This window comes from Roseiterribacter gracilis (assembly GCA_018332375.1).
GTDB classification, from domain to species: domain Bacteria; phylum Pseudomonadota; class Alphaproteobacteria; order BOG-932; family Roseiterribacteraceae; genus Roseiterribacter; species Roseiterribacter gracilis.
In genome coordinates, this window is record BOPV01000001.1 from 3,756,004 (window position 1) to 3,774,681 (window position 18,678).

Below are 18,678 nucleotides of genomic sequence, written 5' to 3' on the forward strand. Positions count from 1 at the left end.
CCGCCGAGAAGCGCGCTAGTCGAGGATGAAACGGACGTCCCGCACCACCTGTTCGGCGCGCGCGACCGCTTCTGCGCGATCGGCGCCGGTCGTGATGACCAGGCCGGCGCGCTTGGTGTGATCGGTGGTGGCTTGGATCGTTTCGCCGGGCGCGATCGCGATTTCGAGCCGATGCACCCAAGGTTCGGCGCGAAACTGTTCGACGCCTTCGATCGCGCGCACGCGACCGGTCGGCGGAAAGAAATAGCGGATCGCGACACCGTCCTCGCGCGTCGCTCGCAGCGCATCGCGCGATGGCGGCCGGCCGACCGCTTGCAGCAACGCTGCGTCGAGAAAATCGACGCCGGTGCCAAGACGGATCTGGTCCGACGACATCCAGCCACCCGACAGGCGCAGCGCGACTTCGATGACGGTTGCGCCGTCTGGTCCGAGAACGATGTCGCCTTTGACCGTGCCGGTGCGTGCGCCCAGCGCGTAGGCCGCGTCGACCGTAATCTTGCGGACCGCGTCGCGTGACGCTTCGGCCAGCACGCTGGGCTGTTCGCCGCCGTCTTCGATCACGAACGGCAGGAAGCGTTGCGCGTCGCTGTAGTTGCGGTCGATGAAGCCGGGGACTTCGGCGCCGTCCACGAACAACATGCCTTCGGTGCTGATCTGCGGGCCGGGGATGAAGCGTTCGACCATCAGGCGCTTCGACGGGCTGACGCTCATGCTGCGTGTCCAGCAATCGTCGAGATCCTGCGCGCCGATCAGGCGCAGTACGCCGCGCGCACCGCGCCCATCGACCGGTTTCAGCACCAGGTCGTCGCCTTTGCGGCGCACGATGTCGCGCAGCTCGTCGACCGAGGCGACCGGCGCGTACCACGGCACGCGCACGCCATGCGCCGACAGCGCATCTTTCATCGCCAGCTTGTCGGCGGCGAGTTTGGCGCTTGCGACGGAGATGCCGGGCAGGCCCAGCGCTTCGATCACGGTGGCGACCGTGACGGGTACGTCGGTCGACATGGCGATGACGCCGTCGATCTTTTTCGTGTGGGTGCGTTGCCAGTCGAGCGCTGCTTGCGCCATGCCGGTGGCGTCGTAGGTCGACATCACCACGCGATGATCGACGTCGGCGAATCCCGGCGCGTCGGGATTGCCGTCAGCAGCGATGGTGGTGAAGCCGAGCGCCTTGGCGCGACGAAGTCCAGGCGCCGATTCCATACCGGCGCCAATTGCCCACAGCACCGTCACCCGAAATAGGCTCCGCCATTGACGTTGATCGTCTGGCCGTTGACGTAGCCGGCTTCGTTCGAGGCCAGAAACACGACCGACGCGGCGATCTCTTCGGGCTTGCCGATGCGACGCGCCGGGATTGAGGCGACCGCGCGCGCCAGTCCGTCGCCGGCAAGTTCGGGCGCCACCATGTCGGTGTCGATCGTGCCCGGCGAAATCGCATTGACCGTGATGCCGTGCGGGCCATGGCTTTTGGCCAGCGAACGCGTCAAGCCGATCACCGCGGCCTTCATCGTCGCGTAGTGCGGCTGGAACACGCCGCCCCACTGACCGCCGATCGACGACATATTGATCACGCGGCCCCAGCCGCGCGTCGTCATTCCGGGCAAAGTCAGGCGACAGGCCTGCACGACCGCGCGCAGATTGGCGGCGTACATCGCGTCCCAGCGTTCCAGCGACAGCACGTCGAACGCGCCGCGATCGGCGATGGCGGCGTTGTTGACCAGCACGTCGATTTTGCCGAGCGCTTTCTCGGCGGCGGCAAAGGCGGCGTCGATCGATGCCGGATCTTCGAGCTTCAGTTCGATTGCATGCGCGGCGACGCCGCGCGAACGCACGGCAGCCGCAACCTCGTCGGCCGCGTCGCGCGACGCGGCATAGGTCAGCGCGACGTCAAAGCCGCGATCGGCGAGCGCCAGGGCGATTGCGCGACCGATGCCGCGGCTGCCACCGGTAACGAGAGCGGAACGGCGTTGCTCAGGCATCTGCATGCCACATCGCGTCGAGCCCCTGGCCGGCAAGCAGCATCGGCGAGATGTCCTCGTGTTTCTCGACCAGGCAGTGCACCAACACCGGACCGTCGGTCGCGACGGCGCGCGTCAAGGTCGCTTCCAACGTGTCGAGTGCCTCAACGGTGAACGAGGTCAGCCCATAGGCTTTGGCGATCGCGGCGAAGTCGGGATTGTATTTGTCGCCGCAGCTCGGATCGGTGCCCCAGTTGAGCTTCTGGAACTGCGAAACGATGCCGAAGCGATGATTGTCGAGCACGATGATTTTCAGCGGCAGCTTGCGCTCGGCGACCGTCGCCAGCTCCTGAATGTTCATCTGCAGCGAACCGTCGCCGACAAAGCACAGGACCAGCGCGTCGGGCGCAGCGACTTGTGCGCCCACGGCGGCGGGCAGGTCGTATCCCATCGCGCCGTGTCCGGCCGAGGTCGACCATTGGCGTGTCGGCCGGTCGTAGGTGAAGTGGCGCGCGGCCCATTGCTGGTGCGAGCCGACGCCCGACGTGACGATGGTGCGGCGACCGCGCGTGACGCGATCGGCGGTCTCCACGACACGCTGCGGCGTCAACGCGCCGGCACGCCCGGTCGGCAGTGCGAACTCCTTCTTCCAGCCCGCAATCTGCGCATGCCACGACGACCAGTCCGGCAGGTTGGCGCCGTCGAGAGCCGTGCGCAGCGCGGCGAGGCCGAGACGTGCATCGGCTTGGACCGTCAGATCGACGCGCACACGCGGATTGGCGCCTTCACCGGGATCGATTTCGATCCGCGCGACCGTCGCGCTCTGGCCGAACTTGTCGACCATCGTGCCGGTCTGGCGCAGATCGAGGCGGCTGCCGACGACGAGAATGAAATCGGCTTCGCTCAGCGCGCGGCCGGCATATTGCGTGCCGGTGTGACCGTGAAAGCCGAGCGACAGGTCGTGCGAGGTGGGAAACGCGCCCAGCGCCGGCAGCGACTGCGTTACCGCCATCGGCGCACGATCGATCAGCGCGCGCAGCTCTTCTTCGGCGCCCGACGTCACGACGCCAGCACCCGCAAGAACGATCGGGCGCGATGCCTGCTTCAACGCCTGCGCGATCGCCGCGACGGTGTCGGCGTCGATCTGCGTCTTGGTGGTCGTCTTGGTCAGCGCCAGCGGTGCGTCGCCGACGACGCCACGTTGCACGTTCATCGGTAGGTCGATCACGACCGGGCCCGGACGTCCGCTGCTGATCGTCACCAGTGCTTCGGCTAGCGCGCTGCGGAGCTGGGTTTCGTCGTGCGGCTGGAAGACTTGCTTGGCAATCGGGCGCAGCAAGCCGACTGTGTCGACTTCTTGGAAACCGCGCTGGCGGATCGGACGGTCGCCGCGCAGATCGCCGGTGCCGACTTGCCCGGTCAGAACCAGCAGCGGGATGCCGTCGAAATACGCGTCGGCGATTGCGGTGACGAGGTTGGTGACGCCGGGGCCGGACGAAACCAGCACGACTTGCGGTCGTCCCAGCACGCGCGTCGCCGCGATCGCGCCGTAGCCGGCAGCTTGCTCGTGTCGCGTGCACAGATACGGCACGTCGCGGCGCACCAGCGCGTCGATGACGGGCGCGATCGTGCCGCCGGGAAACAGCCAAACCGGTCGTGCGTCGAGCGCAACGACCGCTTCAGCGACGAGATCTGCTCCAACCCTGTCCATTTTATACCGTCAGTATGCTTGGATTTGTGCGTAGAGCTTGACGATGCGTTCGCCGGGTACGCCGCGTGCGCGTGCCGCTTCGGCGATCGATTCTTGACCGCCATAGCTCGAAATGACCAGCGTTGTGCGGGTCCAGTCGACGTCAGCCAACGCTTCGGCAGCGTGAATTGGAATGCCGCGCCAGGTTTTGCCTTGTTTCAGCTTGTCGCTGTCGATCAGCGCAAAGCGCCGGTTCGTACCGCCCGCGAACAGGCTGGTGCGATGGTAGAGAAGTTCGGTGTGCAGCCCGGCACCCCAGACGACCAGGTCGCCTTCCTGCGGCACGGTGGCAACGCGACGTTCAACCTGGGTCGCCGACTCCGCCATCCAGGACAGCGCATCGACGAGAATTGTGCGCGCCTGCGCGTCGCGCGTGGTGACCGCGCGTTCGCTGTCGGGCGCTGCGATGAACCGCGTGCCGTTATAGCCGTCGCAATCCTGCATCTCGAGCAGCTTCCAGCCCGCGCGCGCAAAGCAGCGCAGAGCGCTGTCGCGTGAGAAATGGGTCAAATGCTGCATCGAAAACACGCCGTGCAGATCGTTCGTGCGGCCATTCTCGAGAATCGGAATCTCGACCACCAGACGCGTGCCGTCGTGCGACAAAGCGCGAAGCTGGCGCAGCACCGCGACCGGTTCGCCGACATGTTCGAGCACGTGAAACATCGTGATGAGATCGACGCGCCGGTCGAGCGTCAGCTTTTCAAAGTCCGCGGCGATGAAATGAATGTCCGGGCTTTCGGCGCGGGCTTTGTCGATCAGAAGCGGATCGATGTCGACTCCCAGCCGTTCGGTCGTCTTGGGCAGCAACGACAAGAAGCGTCCCATATAGCAGCCGACGTCGAGCACGGCGGCGCCGTCGGGCAACAGGCCGCGTTCGGTCAGCCAGCCGACCTGTTCGTGCGGACGACCTTCGCTCGAGCCGTAAGATTGTCCGGCTTCGGCGAATAGCAGCGCGAACCCGTCGGCCGTATAGCGCGGATCGGTATAGGTCGTGTCGCACGCGCGGCAGACCGAGATCTGCACCAACACGCGTTTGCGCGTCTTTGCGTCGTCCGAGAAAAACTGGAAGTCATGCAGCGCCGTCACCGGCTCGCCGGCCTGCTGGTTGCAGACCGGGCACGGGCGTGGCGCAACGAGACCGTCACTCGCAGCGGGAACCGGGACGGAATCGACCGGACGAAATGTCAGCGTCATGCAGCAACCTGTGCGGAAGAGGCGGCGTGTAGCGCCGCGGCGAGATCATCGGCGATGCGCGCGGCACCGCCACCATCAATTGCGTCGCGCGCGCGTGCGCCAGCCTGCTGACGCCAGTCGGCATCGGCAACCAACGCCGTGATCGCGGCAACCAGGCTCGCGTCGTCGGCACGCGGCGGAACGGCGCGCGCAAAGCCGGCTTCGACGAAGGCGGCTGCGCTGCTGGCCTGTTCTGTGTCGAGCGGCACCAGCAAGCTGGCAACGCCGCGCGCGGCAGCTTCGAACGCGAAGACGCCGTACGCGGTTACGACCAACGACGCCTGATCCAGAAGCGCGATTGGATCGGCAACGTCACGCTGCAAGGTCACGCCGGGATCCGCAGCGGGTATTGCGGTCGCAAGCGGACCGACGATGGCATCGACCTGCCAGGTCGGCGCCGCAAGGCGCGCCGCTGCAACCAGGCGCGGCAGCAATCGCTGCGGGTCGCTGCCGCCGGCCGCGACGAGAAGACGAGGCGGTGACTGCGGCCGTTCGTGCGGCGGCGATGATGCAAAGCCGGATCGCAACGGGATCCAGTCCCAGCCGACGCGAACGACGCAAGTGCTGCCGCGCCAATCCAAGCCGCGCGCGCCTGCAACCGGCGGGTACCAGGCGCGACGCGCAGCACGACGGCGCGCATGCGCATCGTCCATCACGCCGACGATCCAGCCCGACGCCGCCGCGCGATCGAGATCCGCTTCGTCGAGACCGGTACGACGGTCGACCAGCAATGCGGTTGGTTTGGTTGTGTCGACCAGCGGCGCCAACGCATCCCAGCGCGCAGCGAGCTGCATCGTGCGAAAGCCGGCGTCACGGGCGCGGCGCAAGGTTGCATCGTCGCCGTCGCTGGCAATGACGACGTCCATCGCGTGTCGATCGCGCGCGGCTGTGGCGACCGCCAGAGCGCGTTGCAGATGGCCGAGACCGGCGGTCGCGCCGGCTTCAACATGCGCGATCAGGCGCAACGGCGTTTCACTGGCCGCGCGTTGCCGAACCGCGGCGTTGATCGCAAGCAGCGACGGGTCGCGACGGAGCAAGGCCAGGACGGCGAGGAAATCGGCCTCGGGCGCGCGCACGCCGAGTTGCGCATACACGGCTTCGAAGAAGGCCAGATCGGCCGGCACGTCGACGCTCAGCCGCGCGCCTTCGACAAACCGATCGCCGGTTGCACGCACCTGCGCGATCAACAGGAAACCGGGATCGACATGCAGATAGCCGGTCACATGTTCGCGTGCGACCGGATGCGTTCCAACTTCACGTCCGAGCCGTTCCAGCCCGTCGCGTGTAATCGGATCGATGCCGCAATCGCTGCAGCGCCCTTCGATCGCAGCAAACTCGACGTCACCAACGCGCAGCCGCTCGACCAGAAGATCGACCAGCGCCGGGTCGACCAACGGGGCGTCGCCAGTGACGCGCACGATGATGTCGGCCTGCGTGGCGCGCGCTGCATCGAGGTAGCGGGACAACACGTCGTCTGCTGAGCCGCGGACGGTCACGAAACCTTGTGCGCGCGCCCAGTCGGCCAGCGCGTCGTCTTCGGCGCGGTCGGTGGTTGCAAGCGCGACGTCGTCAAGCTGCTTGCATTGGCGCAACCGGAACAGCGCGTGACCTGCCAGCGGCAGGCCTGCGAGCGGCCGCAGCGATTTCCCGGGCAGGCGCCCGGACCCCATGCGCGCCTGCACGATTGCGACGGCGCGCTTGGTCACGGCTTCCACGTTGCGCGGAGATGTTTGAACGGGCGCAACCCGTCGGACGGATCGGCGCGCCAGTCGCGTTCCGGGATCTCGTCGCGACTTGCTTGTTTGGTCGGTGCGCCGTCGGCTTCGAACGAGTCGCGCAGATCGCGAATGACCGAAGCGATTTCATGCGGCAGCCAGCAATGTCCGGCAGCGTATTCGGCGCCTTTGCCGTCGAGGTCGAGATGGAACTCGATCACTTCCGCGCCCCAGTGATGGATGGCGCGCTGGATGACGCCCGGACGGACCGTGTGATCCGACCATCCGATCGGGCAGCCCAGCGCTTTGCGCAGCGTTTCGATCGCCGCCAGATTCGCGTCGGCTGGTACGGTCGGATAATTCGACACGCAGTGCAGCACTTTGAGATCGCGGCAACCGGCTTCGCGCGCAGCGGCGACGGCGGCTTCGACTTCGTCGAGCGTCGCCATACCGGTCGACAGCACGACGGGTTTGCCGGTCTTCGCGCAGGCACGGATCAAATCGGGCCAGGTCAGCTCGTAGGATGCGACTTTGTAGAAATCGACATGGGGCGCGAGACGCTCGACCGCGTCGAGCGAGAAGGGCGTGCACGCGAACAACACGCCGAGCTCGTGACAGCGCGCGGCGATGGGCGCCAGCAATTCGTCCGGCAATTCCCAGCTACGCCGTTTGCGATGGGTTTCGCTGCGCTCGAGAATCTCGGGCGCGAACAGCTCGTCGATGCGAAACATCTGAAACTTGACCGCGCCACAGCCGGCTTTTGCGGCGGCGTCGACAAACGCAAGGCAGCGGCCGAGATCACGATCGTGATTGCTCGATACTTCGGCGATGAAGAGCGGAAAGTTTTTCATGTTCCAGCCGGACCGAACGCGAGTTCGAAGCGGAAGGCAAGCGGCACCTCGGCGGCCGGCAGCGGACCGCGCTCGATCGCGGTGTCGTCCAGTTCCTGCGCCGACCACCAGGCGCGGCACAAATATCCGTGATCGGTCGGATGCCAGGCGATCATCGGTACCAGCGCGGCATAGTTGCGATCGCAGCGCATGGTGAGGCGGCGCGTGCCGTCGTCGAACCAGAAGGCGCCTTCCGTTGCGCCGAGCGCGGTCGTGGCGGTGACGAGATGCGAAACGGCGGCGCCGTGATCGAACGGCACGCCGTTCATGAGAAACCGTTCCGCTTGTTCGCCGCCATTGTGCGTCGCATAGGCAAGCTTGCCGGCGTCGAAGGCGCGCGGATCGAGCGTGAGATGGCCGAGGCGAAGCGAGCCGCGTGGAAGCTCGGCCCAGTCAAGGCGTGTGGTGATTTCAATTGTCGGTCGATCATGCCGTGCGACGACGCGCTTCCAGATCGGACCGAGCGGCGAGTCGATGCGCGCTTCGAAGCCGGTCCACTGGCCGGCAGGGTCTTCGACCGGCACTGGCTCGGCGGGTTCGAGATCGGTCACCTGATGCTTCAGCGGCGCACGAAAAACGAGATTGCCCGTGTACCAATCGGCGCCGATCGCGATGTCGTCGAAATAGCCGTGCGCGACCGTTCCGCACCACGATTCATTGTCGCCGCGTGGTGCTGCACGCTCGATCGACAGGCCGCGGCGCAGATTCAATGTCATCGAGATCGCGTCGGTCTCGACCTGGACAAATCGTTGTTCGGGTGTCGGGCGTTTGGCAGCGCCCGTGCCGCGGATTTGCGGTGCGACGGGCAAGGCGGGCGCAAAACGCTGCTCGAGTGCGGCCAGCGCTTCTTCATGCGCTTGCCAACGCGGCAGGGTGATGTGCGTGCGCGCATCGCTGGCCCAGGCAAGGCAAAGCGCACGCGCCGTCTCATCGTCCGGCGTCGCCCCGATCGCAAGCGACAGGCGGGCACAGCGTGTGTTGATGCCGAGGCTGTTGCGACCGGAGGCGGCCCAGCGCACGACGTTGTATTTGAACTGCTTCTTGGTTGCGATCGGATGCGCCGCCGATTGCGTCGCCACGATCGGCGCGTCGGCGGGCGTTTGCGACGCAAGCTCGCTTGCATGGACGAATTGTGCACCTGGCTCGCGCAGCGCGCGCTCAAATGCATCGCCCAGCACATCCCATTCCGAACGAGCATTGCGTTCGGGCTCGGTCACGAAGCGGCCGGGACGGAAGTCGAAGATCTCCGCATCGCCGCCATAGAGGGCCACGATCGGATCGGCCGATGCGTCGTTGCGCCGGCGTGCGAGCGAGGCGAAGAACTCGTCGAGCGACGTCTCGCCGTGGGCGGCGCGCTGCATCTGTTGCGAAATCAGCGTCTGATGCCACAGCACGCGCATCGTGCTGCCGTCCGGTGCTGCAACGCGCGCGGCTGACCAGCGATGCGGGTGGGTTTCCGGCGCGGCGAGTCGTGCGTTTTCCCACTCCATAATCAGCGCATCGAAGCCTGCCTCGCGATAGAGCGGGACGAGGCCGGCGGCGAAACACTGTTCGTTGATCAGCGCGACGGTCGGGCGCCGCCCGAGCAGCTGTTCGTAGCGGCGTTGGCCGAACGCGAGATTGAGGCGGTTGGCGGCCGCTGGAAGCAGCGGTCCGATCGCTTGGACGTAGCCGCTGCCGATCAGCTCGACTCGGCCGCGATCGAGGCCTTCCTGCAGGGCTTCAAGCCAGGTCGGATCGGCGGCGGCGGCGAATTCCAGCGTGGAGGCGGGCGCCTCGATGCCGATGCGGATGCCGGGCCGGTCGGCCAGGCGCAACATCGGCCAATAGCAATTGCGGACAACAGCGGCCCGCTGCTCCTCGGGGATCGAGGAGAACAGCAGGTTGCAATGGAAGAAGGCGTAAAACCGGGTCATCGATATTCCGGTGCGCCGCGCGGTTGTTCGTGCGCGGTTGTGGATCGTACCGCCGTCAGCGGTACTGTTGCACCCGGGTGGCGCGCAATCCGTGAATGCCGTAGCGGTCGACGACGCGCTGCCAGCTCAGGAACTCGTCGAGCGACAGCGAATAGCGGGCACAGGCTTCTTCGAGGGTGAGATGTCCGAGACGCACAGCGGCGACGACGGCTGCCTTGCGGCGAACCACCCATCGCTTGGTGTCGGTCGGCGGCAGTTCGATCGGGTCTCTGCCCGACAAAAGCCGTTCGGCCTCGTCTGGTTCTCGACGTTCCATGAAGTCCCGTACCCAGAGGATCCGCGGCGCTCCGCGACCCCGGCCTACTGTTTGGGGATTCACTCTTTAAATCCGCCTTAACGAACCACAGACCGGTCTTGACAATTTGACCGGACCGGCAGTTACTGCCGATTGGACCCAGAAAGGGGTTACGGCGATGGACACGAAGGTCGTTACACCTCCAGAACGGACGCTCACGGTTGTGCCTAGTCGCGTAGCCGAGCCTCCTGCTCCGCAAACGGACGGCGCCGCCAAGCTCGATACGGCTGGCAGTGCTTACACGCCTCCTGTTGCACGCGCAGACTCCAGCGCACCGCTGGCTCTCGCGCAGGCGGGTGACCCGAACGCCCCCAAATATGTCAGCCCGGTCATCGTTATCGACATAGATACGTCGACCGCCGTGCTGCAATACCGCAATCCCGACACCGGCAAGGTAGTCCGCCAGTTCCCGTCGAAGCTGCCCAGCGACGTCTATAGCGAGCAGGCACGCCGCCTCGAGGAAGAGGCCCAGCGGGTTCGGGCGGAGCAAGGGGCCGATCGTCCGCGCGCCAAAGAAGTGCAACTGCGCCCGGTTGAGGCGGCGGTGGCACCCAAGGTCAGCACGACTACGCCGACCGACACAGTCACGCCCGGACAGTCTACGACCCCAAGCCCGACGCAGGTGTCTGCTTCGAGCCCGGTCCCCAAGACGAGCTCGGTGACGGCGGTCGCCTGAGGCGGCGGTCATCGGCCGCCGGTCATCGGAGCGACAAAACCGCCGCGAGCTGCTCGACCACGCGGTCGACATCTGAATCCCGCATGGACGGAAAAAGCGGAAGGCTGAGCGTACGCGCGTAATAGGACGCCGCGCCCGGCAAGTCGTGCTCGCCGTACAGCCCGCGATAATAGGGCTGCCAAGCCACTGGAATATAGTGGACCTGCGTACCGATTCCGCGCGCAGCGAGGTCGCGCATGGCGGTCCCCCGGTCAATCCCCGCCGTTTCGAAATCAATCAGCACGGTGCAAAGATGCCAACCCGGTCGCTGCTGCTGTCCGGCACCAATGCGCCGTACGATTGGCGACAGCGGCGCCAGCAACTGCTCATAGCGCTGCACCAGCTCCAAACGGCGATCGACGAACCGTTCGAGTTTCGCAAGTTGGCTGGTTCCGAGCGCGCACAACAAATCGGGCGCGCGATAATTCCAGCCCAGATCAGCCATCTCATAGTACCAAGGCTTCGCAGCGCCGGCGCGGTCGAGTCCAAGCTCGGGGCGAAGGAATTGCGCTTGGTCGCGCACCATGCCGTGCGAACGGAAGCGTCGCATTGCGGCAGCGATCGACGCGTCGCGCGTCGTGATCGCGCCGCCTTCGCCCATCGCGGCAGTCTTCACCGGGTGAAAGGAAAAACACGACGCGTCGCTAAATCGTCCGTCGCCGACGCGCCATCCGTCGCCTTCGTCGGCAACGCGCGTTCCTAGCGCGTGGCAGGCATCATCAACGACGCGCCATCCCTGGTTCGCAGCTTCACCGTAGATGGCCTGCAGGTCGCAAGCGCGTCCTGCGAGGTGCACCGGCATCACAGCTTTTATCCGGCCGCCAGCTCGCGAGGCCGCTTTCGCAATTCCCTCGAGCGTCAGCAGCCCAGTGTCTGCGTCGACGTCGGCGAAGACGACGTCCGCGCCGGTCATCCGAACCGCGTTCGCGGTGGCAAGAAAGGTGATCGACGGAACGATTGCCCAATCGCCGGGCCCAAGGCCGACAGCGAGCGCTGCCAAGTGCAATGCTTGCGTGCCGTTGCCGCACACGACCGCGTGCGGAGCGCCGACCGCTTGGCACAATGCGGCTTCGAATTTCTCGACCGCCGGGCCGGTCGTCAGCGTATTGCCGCGCAATACGTCGACGACCGCAGCCACGTCATCATCTTCGATGACGTGCCGACCGTACGGGAGAAAGTCGTCTGCCCCGCCGCTCATGCGGCGGCGGAGATCAAAGGCGCGTCCGCCTCTTTCAGCATCTGGCGAAGCTGCGCTTCGTCGAGCCAGTTGTCATTGTTGTCCGACGTATATGAGAAGTCTTCGGCCACTTGTTTCGCGTTCGGCGTTTTCGGGCCGTCGCGCCAGCCGGGCTCGATAACAAAGCGATCCGGCAATTCTACCGTGGTGCGCGCGTCGTCTTCCGTGATCAACGCTTCGTGCAGTTTTTCGCCCGGCCGAATACCGACGACGTGCTGCGGCAGATCCGGAGCCAGGGTGCGTGCAAGGTCCGTGACCCGCATGCTCGCCAGGCGCGGAACGAAGATTTCGCCACCCTGCGTTTGCTCAAGGCAGGAAAGCACGAACTCGACGCCTTGCGGCAGCGTGATCCAGAAACGAGTCATGCGTGGATCTGTAATCGGCAAGCTGTCGACCTTCTGATCGATCAGCTTTCGAAAGAACGGCACGACACTGCCGCGCGAGCCAAGCACGTTGCCGTAGCGCACGACCGAGAATCGCGTCGGCAACGAGCCGACCAGATTGTTCGACGCCACGAAAATCTTGTCCGACGCCAGTTTGCTCGCGCCGTAGAGATTGATCGGGCTTGCAGCCTTGTCCGTCGACAGCGCGACCACACGCGTGACGCCATTCGCCAGCGCTGCCTGCACCACGTGCTGCGCGCCGCCGATATTGGTCATCACGCATTCGAATGGATTGTATTCCGCGATCGGCACGTGCTTCAGCGCAGCCGCATGGACGACATACTGGATGTCGCGCATTGCCATGGTGAGGCGGCCGAGATCGCGGACGTCGCCGATGAAATAGCGCATGCACGGATAGCGCGATGTCGGGAACATCTGCTCCATCTCGTACTGCTTCAGCTCGTCGCGTGAGAACACCACGAGACGGCGCGGCTTCCAGCGCTGCAAAACGTGTGCGACGAAGGCTTTTCCGAACGAGCCAGTGCCGCCGGTCACCAGGATGGAAGTGTCGTCCAGATTGTACATATCGGTCCACTAACAGCCGCTTGCCAGCCGGTTATCCGGCGGTTGGATTAACGCCGACTTAACCGTACCGAACGAGAACTCGCGCACGATTTGCGGAGCATAAATGTCCAACGCCGAGCCTAAAGCCAGCCTCTTCGAATTCCCGATGCCGGCGTCGATCAAGAAGTCGCTGGCCGCGGGTGACATCTCGCCGGCGCTCTTCGCCATCTTGCGCGAAGGCCAGTCGTTCCTGGACGCTTCCCGGCCAGATCTGGCGCTCGACAAGTTCCAGGAGGCGTACGACCTCTCTGGCGATAACCCGTTCACGCTGCGCGTCATCGGCGCCTTTTTATATTCGATCGGTCAGTACAAAGAGGCTTTGTCCATCTACCTGCGCCTGCAGGAGCTGGTGCCGAGCGAAGTCGACGTGCTGCATTCAATCGGCGCAATTCTGTACGCGATGCGCGAGTTCGAGCCGGCCATGGAAATGGTGCGCGGGCTGCTCGAACAACATCCCACCGAGCCCACCATCTGGCTGACCGCGGGCCTCATCGCCGCTGAACTGGCGCTTTGGACCGAGGGCCGTATTTTCCTGGAATATGCGCGGGATTTGAGCCCCGACGACCCAGCAATTCGCATGAATCTCGGGTGGCTTGAGCGTTGCGAGAACAAGCTTGAGGCCGCCGCCGCTGAGTATGCGGTTGCCATGGCTTTGGCGCCCGGCAATGTCTCGATCCGATTCAATCAGGCGCTGGTCCTGTTGGGTCTCGGCGATTTCGCAGCGGGCTGGGAAGCCTACGAAGCGCGAACCGTCCCCGCGTCGCATGCTTACGTCAATCGCGAGATCAACGTTCCCGTCTGGGACGGCAAGAAACGGCTTCGTCGCGAACGTGTTTTGATCGGTGCTGAACAGGGAATCGGCGATCAGCTCCACTTCACGCCCGATCTGCCGCATTTGCTGGCCGACGTCGAAAATCCGACGCTCGAGATCCACGCGAAACTGGTCAAACTGTTCAAGCGAACCTATCCCGATCTCGATGTCCGGCCGCAGCTCTTCAGGAAATCCGGCGACGTGCTGTTCGCGGGCTATCCCTGGATCGAAGAAGAAGGGATCCAGTTCGACACGCTGATGAATATCGGCAGTCTGCCGCTCTATGCCTGGCGCAAATTCGGCAATTGGCCCGCGCGCCCGACCCGGATGCTGCAGCCCGATCCCGAAAAAGTGGCCCGCTTCGAAGAGCGGTTACGCGCCTTCGGCGACAAGCCGAAAGTGGGCTTCGTCTGGCGGTCCCAGCTGTATTCGGGTGCGCGCGCCGAAGCATATGCAGCGCCGGCCCGCTACCGGAACATTCTCCGGGACCTTGGCGATGCGACGTTGATCAGCCTGCAATATTCAGAGCCGGACGAAACGATCGAGTTTTTCCGCAACGAGTTCGGGGTCGAGGTCCACCATTTCCACGACATCGACCATATTGATGACCTGGATACGGTTGCCGCCCTGATCTCGACCCTCGATTTCACCTTTGGCGCCAAAACCGCCCCCCTCATGCTCGGGGCCGCGGTCGGTACCCCGTCCCTGGCCATTCACGGCGCCTCCCCCTGGGTTGCGCAGCTACCCGACGGCTTCGATCCCTGGATGCCGGCGTTCGCACAGGCGACCGGGATTACCTGGGATCACGCCTTCGAGGAGGCCGAATCTATCCTTCGCGACTGGCTGGCTAAAGCGCTCGCCGGGCAGCCCATCGCGCCGCACCGGACCGAGCCATTTTTTCCTTTGGTCACAAAGCGTTAACCAGAGAGATTCAGGCCAAAAAACGGCGGCGTTTGGTTGACCTTCCCGCCGATTTGCCGTAGCTAGAATGTGGACCGAAGAAAGCGACCCAGTATGGGCGCTCGGTTCAGGACGTACCTAGAACAGGAGATATCTAGTCATGGCTATCAATAACTCTATTCAGACGAACGTCGGCGCCCTCGTCGCGCTGAAGAATTTGTCTGCGGTGAACTCGGACCTCGCCACCACGCAGAACCGCGTGTCGACGGGTCTCAAGGTCTCGTCGGCTCGCGATGACGCGTCGGTGTTTGCCGTCGCTGAAGGCGTCCGCGCTGACTTGAAGTCGTACGAAGCGATCGCTTCGGCGCTCGGTTCGGCGAAGGGCCTCCTCTCGGTCGGTATTTCGGGCCTGGAAGCGGTTTCTGGCACGCTGCAGAACACCAAAGCGAAGCTGACGCAGCTGTCGGACGCTTCGATCACCACCCAGCAGCGCAAGATCTACAACGACGACTTGAAAGCGTTGTTGGGCGATCTGCGTAACTTCCTGAACGGCTCGCGTTACAACGGCAATTCGCTGATCGTCAGCTCGACTTCGTCGGCTGGTGTCGTGAAGGGCACGGGCACGGACATCAAAGTCATCGCGTCGCCGAACGGCACGTCGATCACTCTGCGTTCCCAGGGCGTGTCGGCCGTCGGCGGCTTCAACAACTTCACGAAGGCCGTTTCGAGCGGCGCTGCTACGACGCTCGGTGCGACTTCGGCTGCTGGTCAGCTGTCGGCTAAGGGCTCGTTCGCGACGTACTTCAACGCGGTTGCCAGCTCGCTGGGCCAGCTCGGCGCCGACTTGCGCCGTGTTGAACAGCAGGTGACCTTCAACCAGGCGATCTCGGACGCCACGACCGAAGGTCTCGGTTCGTTGGTGGACGCCGACCTGGCGAAGGAATCGGCCAAGTTGCAGGCTCTCCAGACGAAGCAGCAGCTGTCGATCCAGACGCTGGGCATCGCCAACCAGGGCCCGTCGATCCTGCTCAACCTGTTCCGCTAATACGGACTCAGGTATTCGGGATGACCCGGGCGGCTTCGGCCGCCCGGGTTTTTCTTTGTCTGGCTCCCGGCCGTGCGCCAATGCCCTCGCTGACAGCGGCGCGATTGGACAGTGGCAAGAAGCGATCCGGCAATCGCGGCGTTTCCAGGCAAAAGGAAAACGCTTTAGAAGAACGACATGCCGCTCAAACTTGATCTGAAGCCCGGCGAGAAATTCATTCTCAATGGCACGGTAGTGCAGGTTGGTCGCGATGGCCGATCGCTGATCCTGCAGAACGAAGCCATCCTGCTCCGCGACCGCGATGTGATGCAGGAGGAAGAGGCGAATACGCCGGCCCGCCGGATCTACTTCGCCGTGATGCTGTCCTACGTTGATCCGCAGAACGTGGCGTTCCACGACGAGCAGCTATACCGGCTGTTGAACGAATATCTGGAAGTGACGTCGCTGCCCGTGATCAAGCAGACATTGATGCTGATCGGTCAGAACGTGGCCGCGAAACAGCATTATCGCGCGCTGAAAGCGTGCAAGTCGCTGATCGTTGCAGAAGATGAACTGTTGAAAACGCCCGCCCCAGCGGCGTCAGAGGCAACAGCCAGCAAAACGCCGAAAGGCCGCTGAGCAATCGCGCTTCCGCCCAATGGCGGAAGCGAATTCATTCAAGCTGTCGTCGAACCCAGCTGATGGATACGTGCCGAGGCGTCGGCCGCGACGTTCGGCGGCGGTGCGACTGCTTCGGTCGTTGTACGCTGCGAAGCAGCGAGGCCTTCCATGATCATCCGATTCACTTCGACCAGCGTGTCGATGTCGGTGGTCTTGCCGAGGACGGCAAAGCTCTCGCGATCGACCCACAAAGACAGGCTGATCAGTCGCGCTTTGAGGTCTTCGGGCAGTCCGTTTTGCGGATGTGCCAAATCGTCTCGAAAGGCCGCCCAGACCGAGCGGTTCCAAAGAACCGCATCGACCAACTTGGGAAAGTCCTTCGCTGAGTCCCGGGCCGCGAGCATGGCTGCGGTTACCTGGGCCAGGAGACGGTACTCAACCGACCGGGAATCCTCGGTGCGGTTCTGGACGTGGGAGTAAGCCCCGTAGCCGGCTGCGCTGCGCATGGTCATGACCCGCGGAGTTAATCAGTTGCCCGTCAAGGAAGGGTTACCGGCAGCCTTATTCGGCCACCGGCCCTCATCAACGGATGTTCAGGAGTTCCTGTAGCATCTGGTCCGAGGTCGCGATGACCTTGGTGCCGGCGCTGTAGGCACGCTGGGTGACGATCATGCGGCTGAATTCTTCGGCCAGATCGACGTTCGAAGCTTCAAGGGTGGACGAGGCGATCGTGCCCGCGCCGCCATTGCCCGATGCTTTGAAGTTGGGCTGCCCCGATGCCAGCGTCGCTTCGTACACGTTGCCGCTCTTTGCATTGAGCGCGTTCGGGTTCGAGAACACCGCCACCGGCAACACCGCCAGCTTTTGCGTCAGGCCGTTGGTGAAGTTCGCGGTGACGATGCCGGCATTGTCGATCGACACGCCGCTGAAGCCGCCCACCGGCACGCCGTCCTGATTGGCAAAGGTGACGTCGAACGGCGACGAGAACTGCGTGATGCCGGTGAGGTCGAACTTGACCGCCTGCGTCGTATCGGTGCCGTTGCCGAAGTTCATGGCGGTCAGGCTAAACCCCGTCGCCGGCGGGGCTGCAGCGCCACCGATCGTTGCGATCGAGCCGTTGGTGTTGAAGGTGAGCGCCACCGGCGCGCCGGTGGCCGTGCCGGTGCCTGGCAGTTTGACGTCCATGCTCCAGGCGTTGGCCGCAGTCTTGTTGAACTGGACCGTGAGATCCTGTGCGCCGCCCTGGCTGTCAAAGACGCGTAGTGTGCGCGTAAAGCTCGGTGCAGTCGCCGCGCTCGTCGCTGCCGTTGCGTCGAGATTGAGAGCCAACGTTGCGTTGGCGGTCTGAATCAGCTTCGGCTGCACCGTGTTCACGGCGATCGGCTGATTGGCGCCGAGTGTGCCGTTGGCATTGATCGGCTGACCGACCAAGAAGTAGCCCGCAGAGTTCACCAGGAAGCCGTTCGAGTCGAGCTTGAACGAACCGGCGCGCGTGAAGAACTGCGACTGGTTCGCGCCGGTATTTTGCTGCACGACGAAGAAACCATTCCCCGACAGTGCGAGGTCGGTTTTGTTTTCCGTCTGCGTCAGTGAGCCCTGCTGATTCAGCGTGTAGTTGGTGTTGGCGCGAACGCCGCCCGAGTTGTACACGGCGTTGCGATCGGTCTGCACGACCAGGTCCGAGAAGCTCGCATTGAGCTTCTTATACCCGTCCGTGTTCACGTTCGCGATGTTGTTCGCGATGATCGACATCGACTGGCTCTGCGCATTCAGCGCAGCGACGCCGGTAAAAAGTGATCCGAACAAGCTCATCTTCGTCTCCTATAATCTTATTCAGCGCCGGGGCCACCGGCTGAGTTGTGTCAGGTAGTGGTGGCCGGCTGCTTCGCCGTGATTACTTTTTCGATCGGGATCTGGATCGATCCCACATTCAACAAGACGCCGGTCGACGTGCTTTGGATGCCCGTGACACGGCCTGGCACCAGCGTTTCGAGCTGGGAAACTTTGCCAGCGGAATCTTTTGCCGTGACCTGCACGAGATAATTCCCAGCGGGTGAGGCGTTGCCGTCTTTGTCTTTGCCGTCCCATTTGAACGAATGGGCGCCCGACGTCAGCTGGCTGAGTTTGATCTGCGCGACGACGTCGCCCTTGTCGTTCAGGATCGCGGCGTCTGCCGATGCCGCGTCACTGCCGAGCGCGTAACCGATGTCGACGTTCGATCCGGCGGCGTACTGGAACGCGTTGCCGGAAGCCTGAATGTCGAGGCCGATATAGCCAAGCGCGCCTTCGGTAAGCTGCGTCGCCTGTGCGGCGAGCTGCTTCTCGAGTTTGTCGTTCTGCGCAATCTGCTGTTCGACCTGGCTGAACAGAACCAGCTGGTTGGTGAACTGCGACGAGTCCATCGGAGTCAGCGGATCCTGGTTCTGCAACTGCGTCGTCAGCAGCTTCAAGAACGTATCGAAATTCTGGCCAAGCTTCGTACGGTCGCCGGCGGCTGTGCCGGTTGTCGTCGAGCCTTGGGCTACGCCATTAACAGCCATTGTCTG

At 64.0% G+C, this 18,678-nt stretch carries 17 protein-coding genes; 4 read left to right on the forward strand and 13 right to left on the reverse strand.

Going from position 1 to position 18,678, the window contains the following annotated elements; genetic code table 11:
• Positions 1 to 15: 15 nt before the first annotated feature.
• From TMPK1_RS18695 to sciP, 8 genes are read right to left on the reverse strand one after another with little or no spacing between them, the layout of a single operon-like run.
• A complete protein-coding gene (locus TMPK1_RS18695; RefSeq protein ID WP_420244952.1) occupies positions 16 to 1,233 on the reverse strand; it encodes an ATP-grasp domain-containing protein in 1,218 nt (405 codons plus the stop codon).
• Complete coding sequence (locus TMPK1_RS18700) at positions 1,230 to 1,979, reverse strand: 3-oxoacyl-ACP reductase family protein (protein ID WP_420244953.1); 750 nt, start codon at positions 1,977 to 1,979, stop codon at positions 1,230 to 1,232. Before TMPK1_RS18700 ends, TMPK1_RS18695 begins: the two co-directional genes overlap by 4 nt.
• Entirely contained in the window at positions 1,972 to 3,669 is a 1,698-nt protein-coding gene (locus TMPK1_RS18705) for a thiamine pyrophosphate-binding protein (RefSeq protein ID WP_420244954.1), read from the reverse strand. The genes TMPK1_RS18700 and TMPK1_RS18705 overlap by 8 nt, the downstream gene beginning before the upstream one ends.
• Positions 3,670 to 3,678: 9 nt before the next feature.
• On the reverse strand, positions 3,679 to 4,902 hold the full coding sequence (locus tag TMPK1_RS18710; RefSeq protein ID WP_420244955.1) for a class I SAM-dependent methyltransferase: 1,224 nt from the start codon (positions 4,900 to 4,902) through the stop codon (positions 3,679 to 3,681).
• Complete coding sequence (locus tag TMPK1_RS18715) at positions 4,899 to 6,647, reverse strand: cytidylyltransferase domain-containing protein (protein WP_420244956.1); 1,749 nt, start codon at positions 6,645 to 6,647, stop codon at positions 4,899 to 4,901. Before TMPK1_RS18715 ends, TMPK1_RS18710 begins: the two co-directional genes overlap by 4 nt.
• Positions 6,644 to 7,507, reverse strand: a complete 864-nt coding sequence (locus TMPK1_RS18720) for an N-acetylneuraminate synthase family protein (RefSeq protein WP_420244957.1) — start codon at positions 7,505 to 7,507, stop codon at positions 6,644 to 6,646. Before TMPK1_RS18720 ends, TMPK1_RS18715 begins: the two co-directional genes overlap by 4 nt.
• Positions 7,504 to 9,462, reverse strand: coding sequence for a hypothetical protein (locus tag TMPK1_RS18725; protein WP_420244958.1), 1,959 nt, complete (start codon positions 9,460 to 9,462; stop codon positions 7,504 to 7,506). Before TMPK1_RS18725 ends, TMPK1_RS18720 begins: the two co-directional genes overlap by 4 nt.
• A 55-nt stretch (positions 9,463 to 9,517) precedes the next feature.
• Positions 9,518 to 9,778, reverse strand: coding sequence for a CtrA inhibitor SciP (gene sciP / locus TMPK1_RS18730; RefSeq protein ID WP_420244959.1), 261 nt, complete (start codon positions 9,776 to 9,778; stop codon positions 9,518 to 9,520).
• A gap of 157 nt (positions 9,779 to 9,935) precedes the next feature.
• Here sciP and TMPK1_RS18735 point away from each other — a divergent pair, with 157 nt between their 5' ends.
• The gene (locus TMPK1_RS18735; RefSeq protein ID WP_420244960.1) at positions 9,936 to 10,493 is read left to right on the forward strand and encodes a hypothetical protein; all 558 of its coding nucleotides are present in this window, start codon (positions 9,936 to 9,938) and stop codon (positions 10,491 to 10,493) included.
• A 22-nt stretch (positions 10,494 to 10,515) separates the two neighbouring features.
• Here TMPK1_RS18735 and pseC read toward each other — a convergent pair whose 3' ends face one another.
• Both pseC and pseB read right to left on the reverse strand, forming a co-directional pair.
• Positions 10,516 to 11,730, reverse strand: a complete 1,215-nt coding sequence (gene pseC / locus TMPK1_RS18740; RefSeq protein ID WP_420244961.1) for a UDP-4-amino-4,6-dideoxy-N-acetyl-beta-L-altrosamine transaminase — start codon at positions 11,728 to 11,730, stop codon at positions 10,516 to 10,518.
• A complete protein-coding gene (pseB, locus tag TMPK1_RS18745; protein WP_420244962.1) occupies positions 11,727 to 12,737 on the reverse strand; it encodes a UDP-N-acetylglucosamine 4,6-dehydratase (inverting) in 1,011 nt (336 codons plus the stop codon). Before pseB ends, pseC begins: the two co-directional genes overlap by 4 nt.
• 103 nt (positions 12,738 to 12,840) lie before the next feature.
• On the opposite strand from pseB, the gene TMPK1_RS18750 reads away from it, so the two are divergent.
• The 3 genes from TMPK1_RS18750 (at position 12,841) to TMPK1_RS18760 (ending at position 16,150) form a co-directional block, all read left to right on the forward strand.
• Entirely contained in the window at positions 12,841 to 14,508 is a 1,668-nt protein-coding gene (locus tag TMPK1_RS18750; protein WP_420244963.1) for a tetratricopeptide repeat protein, read from the forward strand.
• 139 nt (positions 14,509 to 14,647) lie between these two features.
• Positions 14,648 to 15,532 (forward strand): flagellin, encoded by an 885-nt coding sequence (locus tag TMPK1_RS18755; RefSeq protein WP_420244964.1) that lies wholly within the window; start codon positions 14,648 to 14,650, stop codon positions 15,530 to 15,532.
• 177 nt (positions 15,533 to 15,709) lie between these two features.
• Positions 15,710 to 16,150, forward strand: a complete 441-nt coding sequence (locus TMPK1_RS18760; RefSeq protein ID WP_420244966.1) for a flagellar biosynthesis repressor FlbT — start codon at positions 15,710 to 15,712, stop codon at positions 16,148 to 16,150.
• Between the two features lie 38 nt (positions 16,151 to 16,188).
• On the opposite strand, the gene flaF is transcribed toward TMPK1_RS18760, so the two are convergent.
• The 3 genes from flaF to TMPK1_RS18775 all read right to left on the reverse strand — a co-directional run bounded on the left by flaF (position 16,189) and on the right by TMPK1_RS18775 (position 18,672).
• On the reverse strand, positions 16,189 to 16,644 hold the full coding sequence (gene flaF / locus TMPK1_RS18765) for a flagellar biosynthesis regulator FlaF (RefSeq protein WP_420244967.1): 456 nt from the start codon (positions 16,642 to 16,644) through the stop codon (positions 16,189 to 16,191).
• A 70-nt stretch (positions 16,645 to 16,714) separates the two neighbouring features.
• Positions 16,715 to 17,944 carry a flagellar hook protein FlgE gene (locus tag TMPK1_RS18770; protein ID WP_420244968.1) on the reverse strand — a complete coding sequence of 410 codons (1,230 nt, stop codon included), beginning with the start codon at positions 17,942 to 17,944 and terminating at the stop codon, positions 16,715 to 16,717.
• Between the two features lie 50 nt (positions 17,945 to 17,994).
• Positions 17,995 to 18,672 carry a flagellar hook assembly protein FlgD gene (locus TMPK1_RS18775; protein ID WP_420244969.1) on the reverse strand — a complete coding sequence of 226 codons (678 nt, stop codon included), beginning with the start codon at positions 18,670 to 18,672 and terminating at the stop codon, positions 17,995 to 17,997.
• Between the last annotated feature and the right edge of the window lie 6 nt (positions 18,673 to 18,678).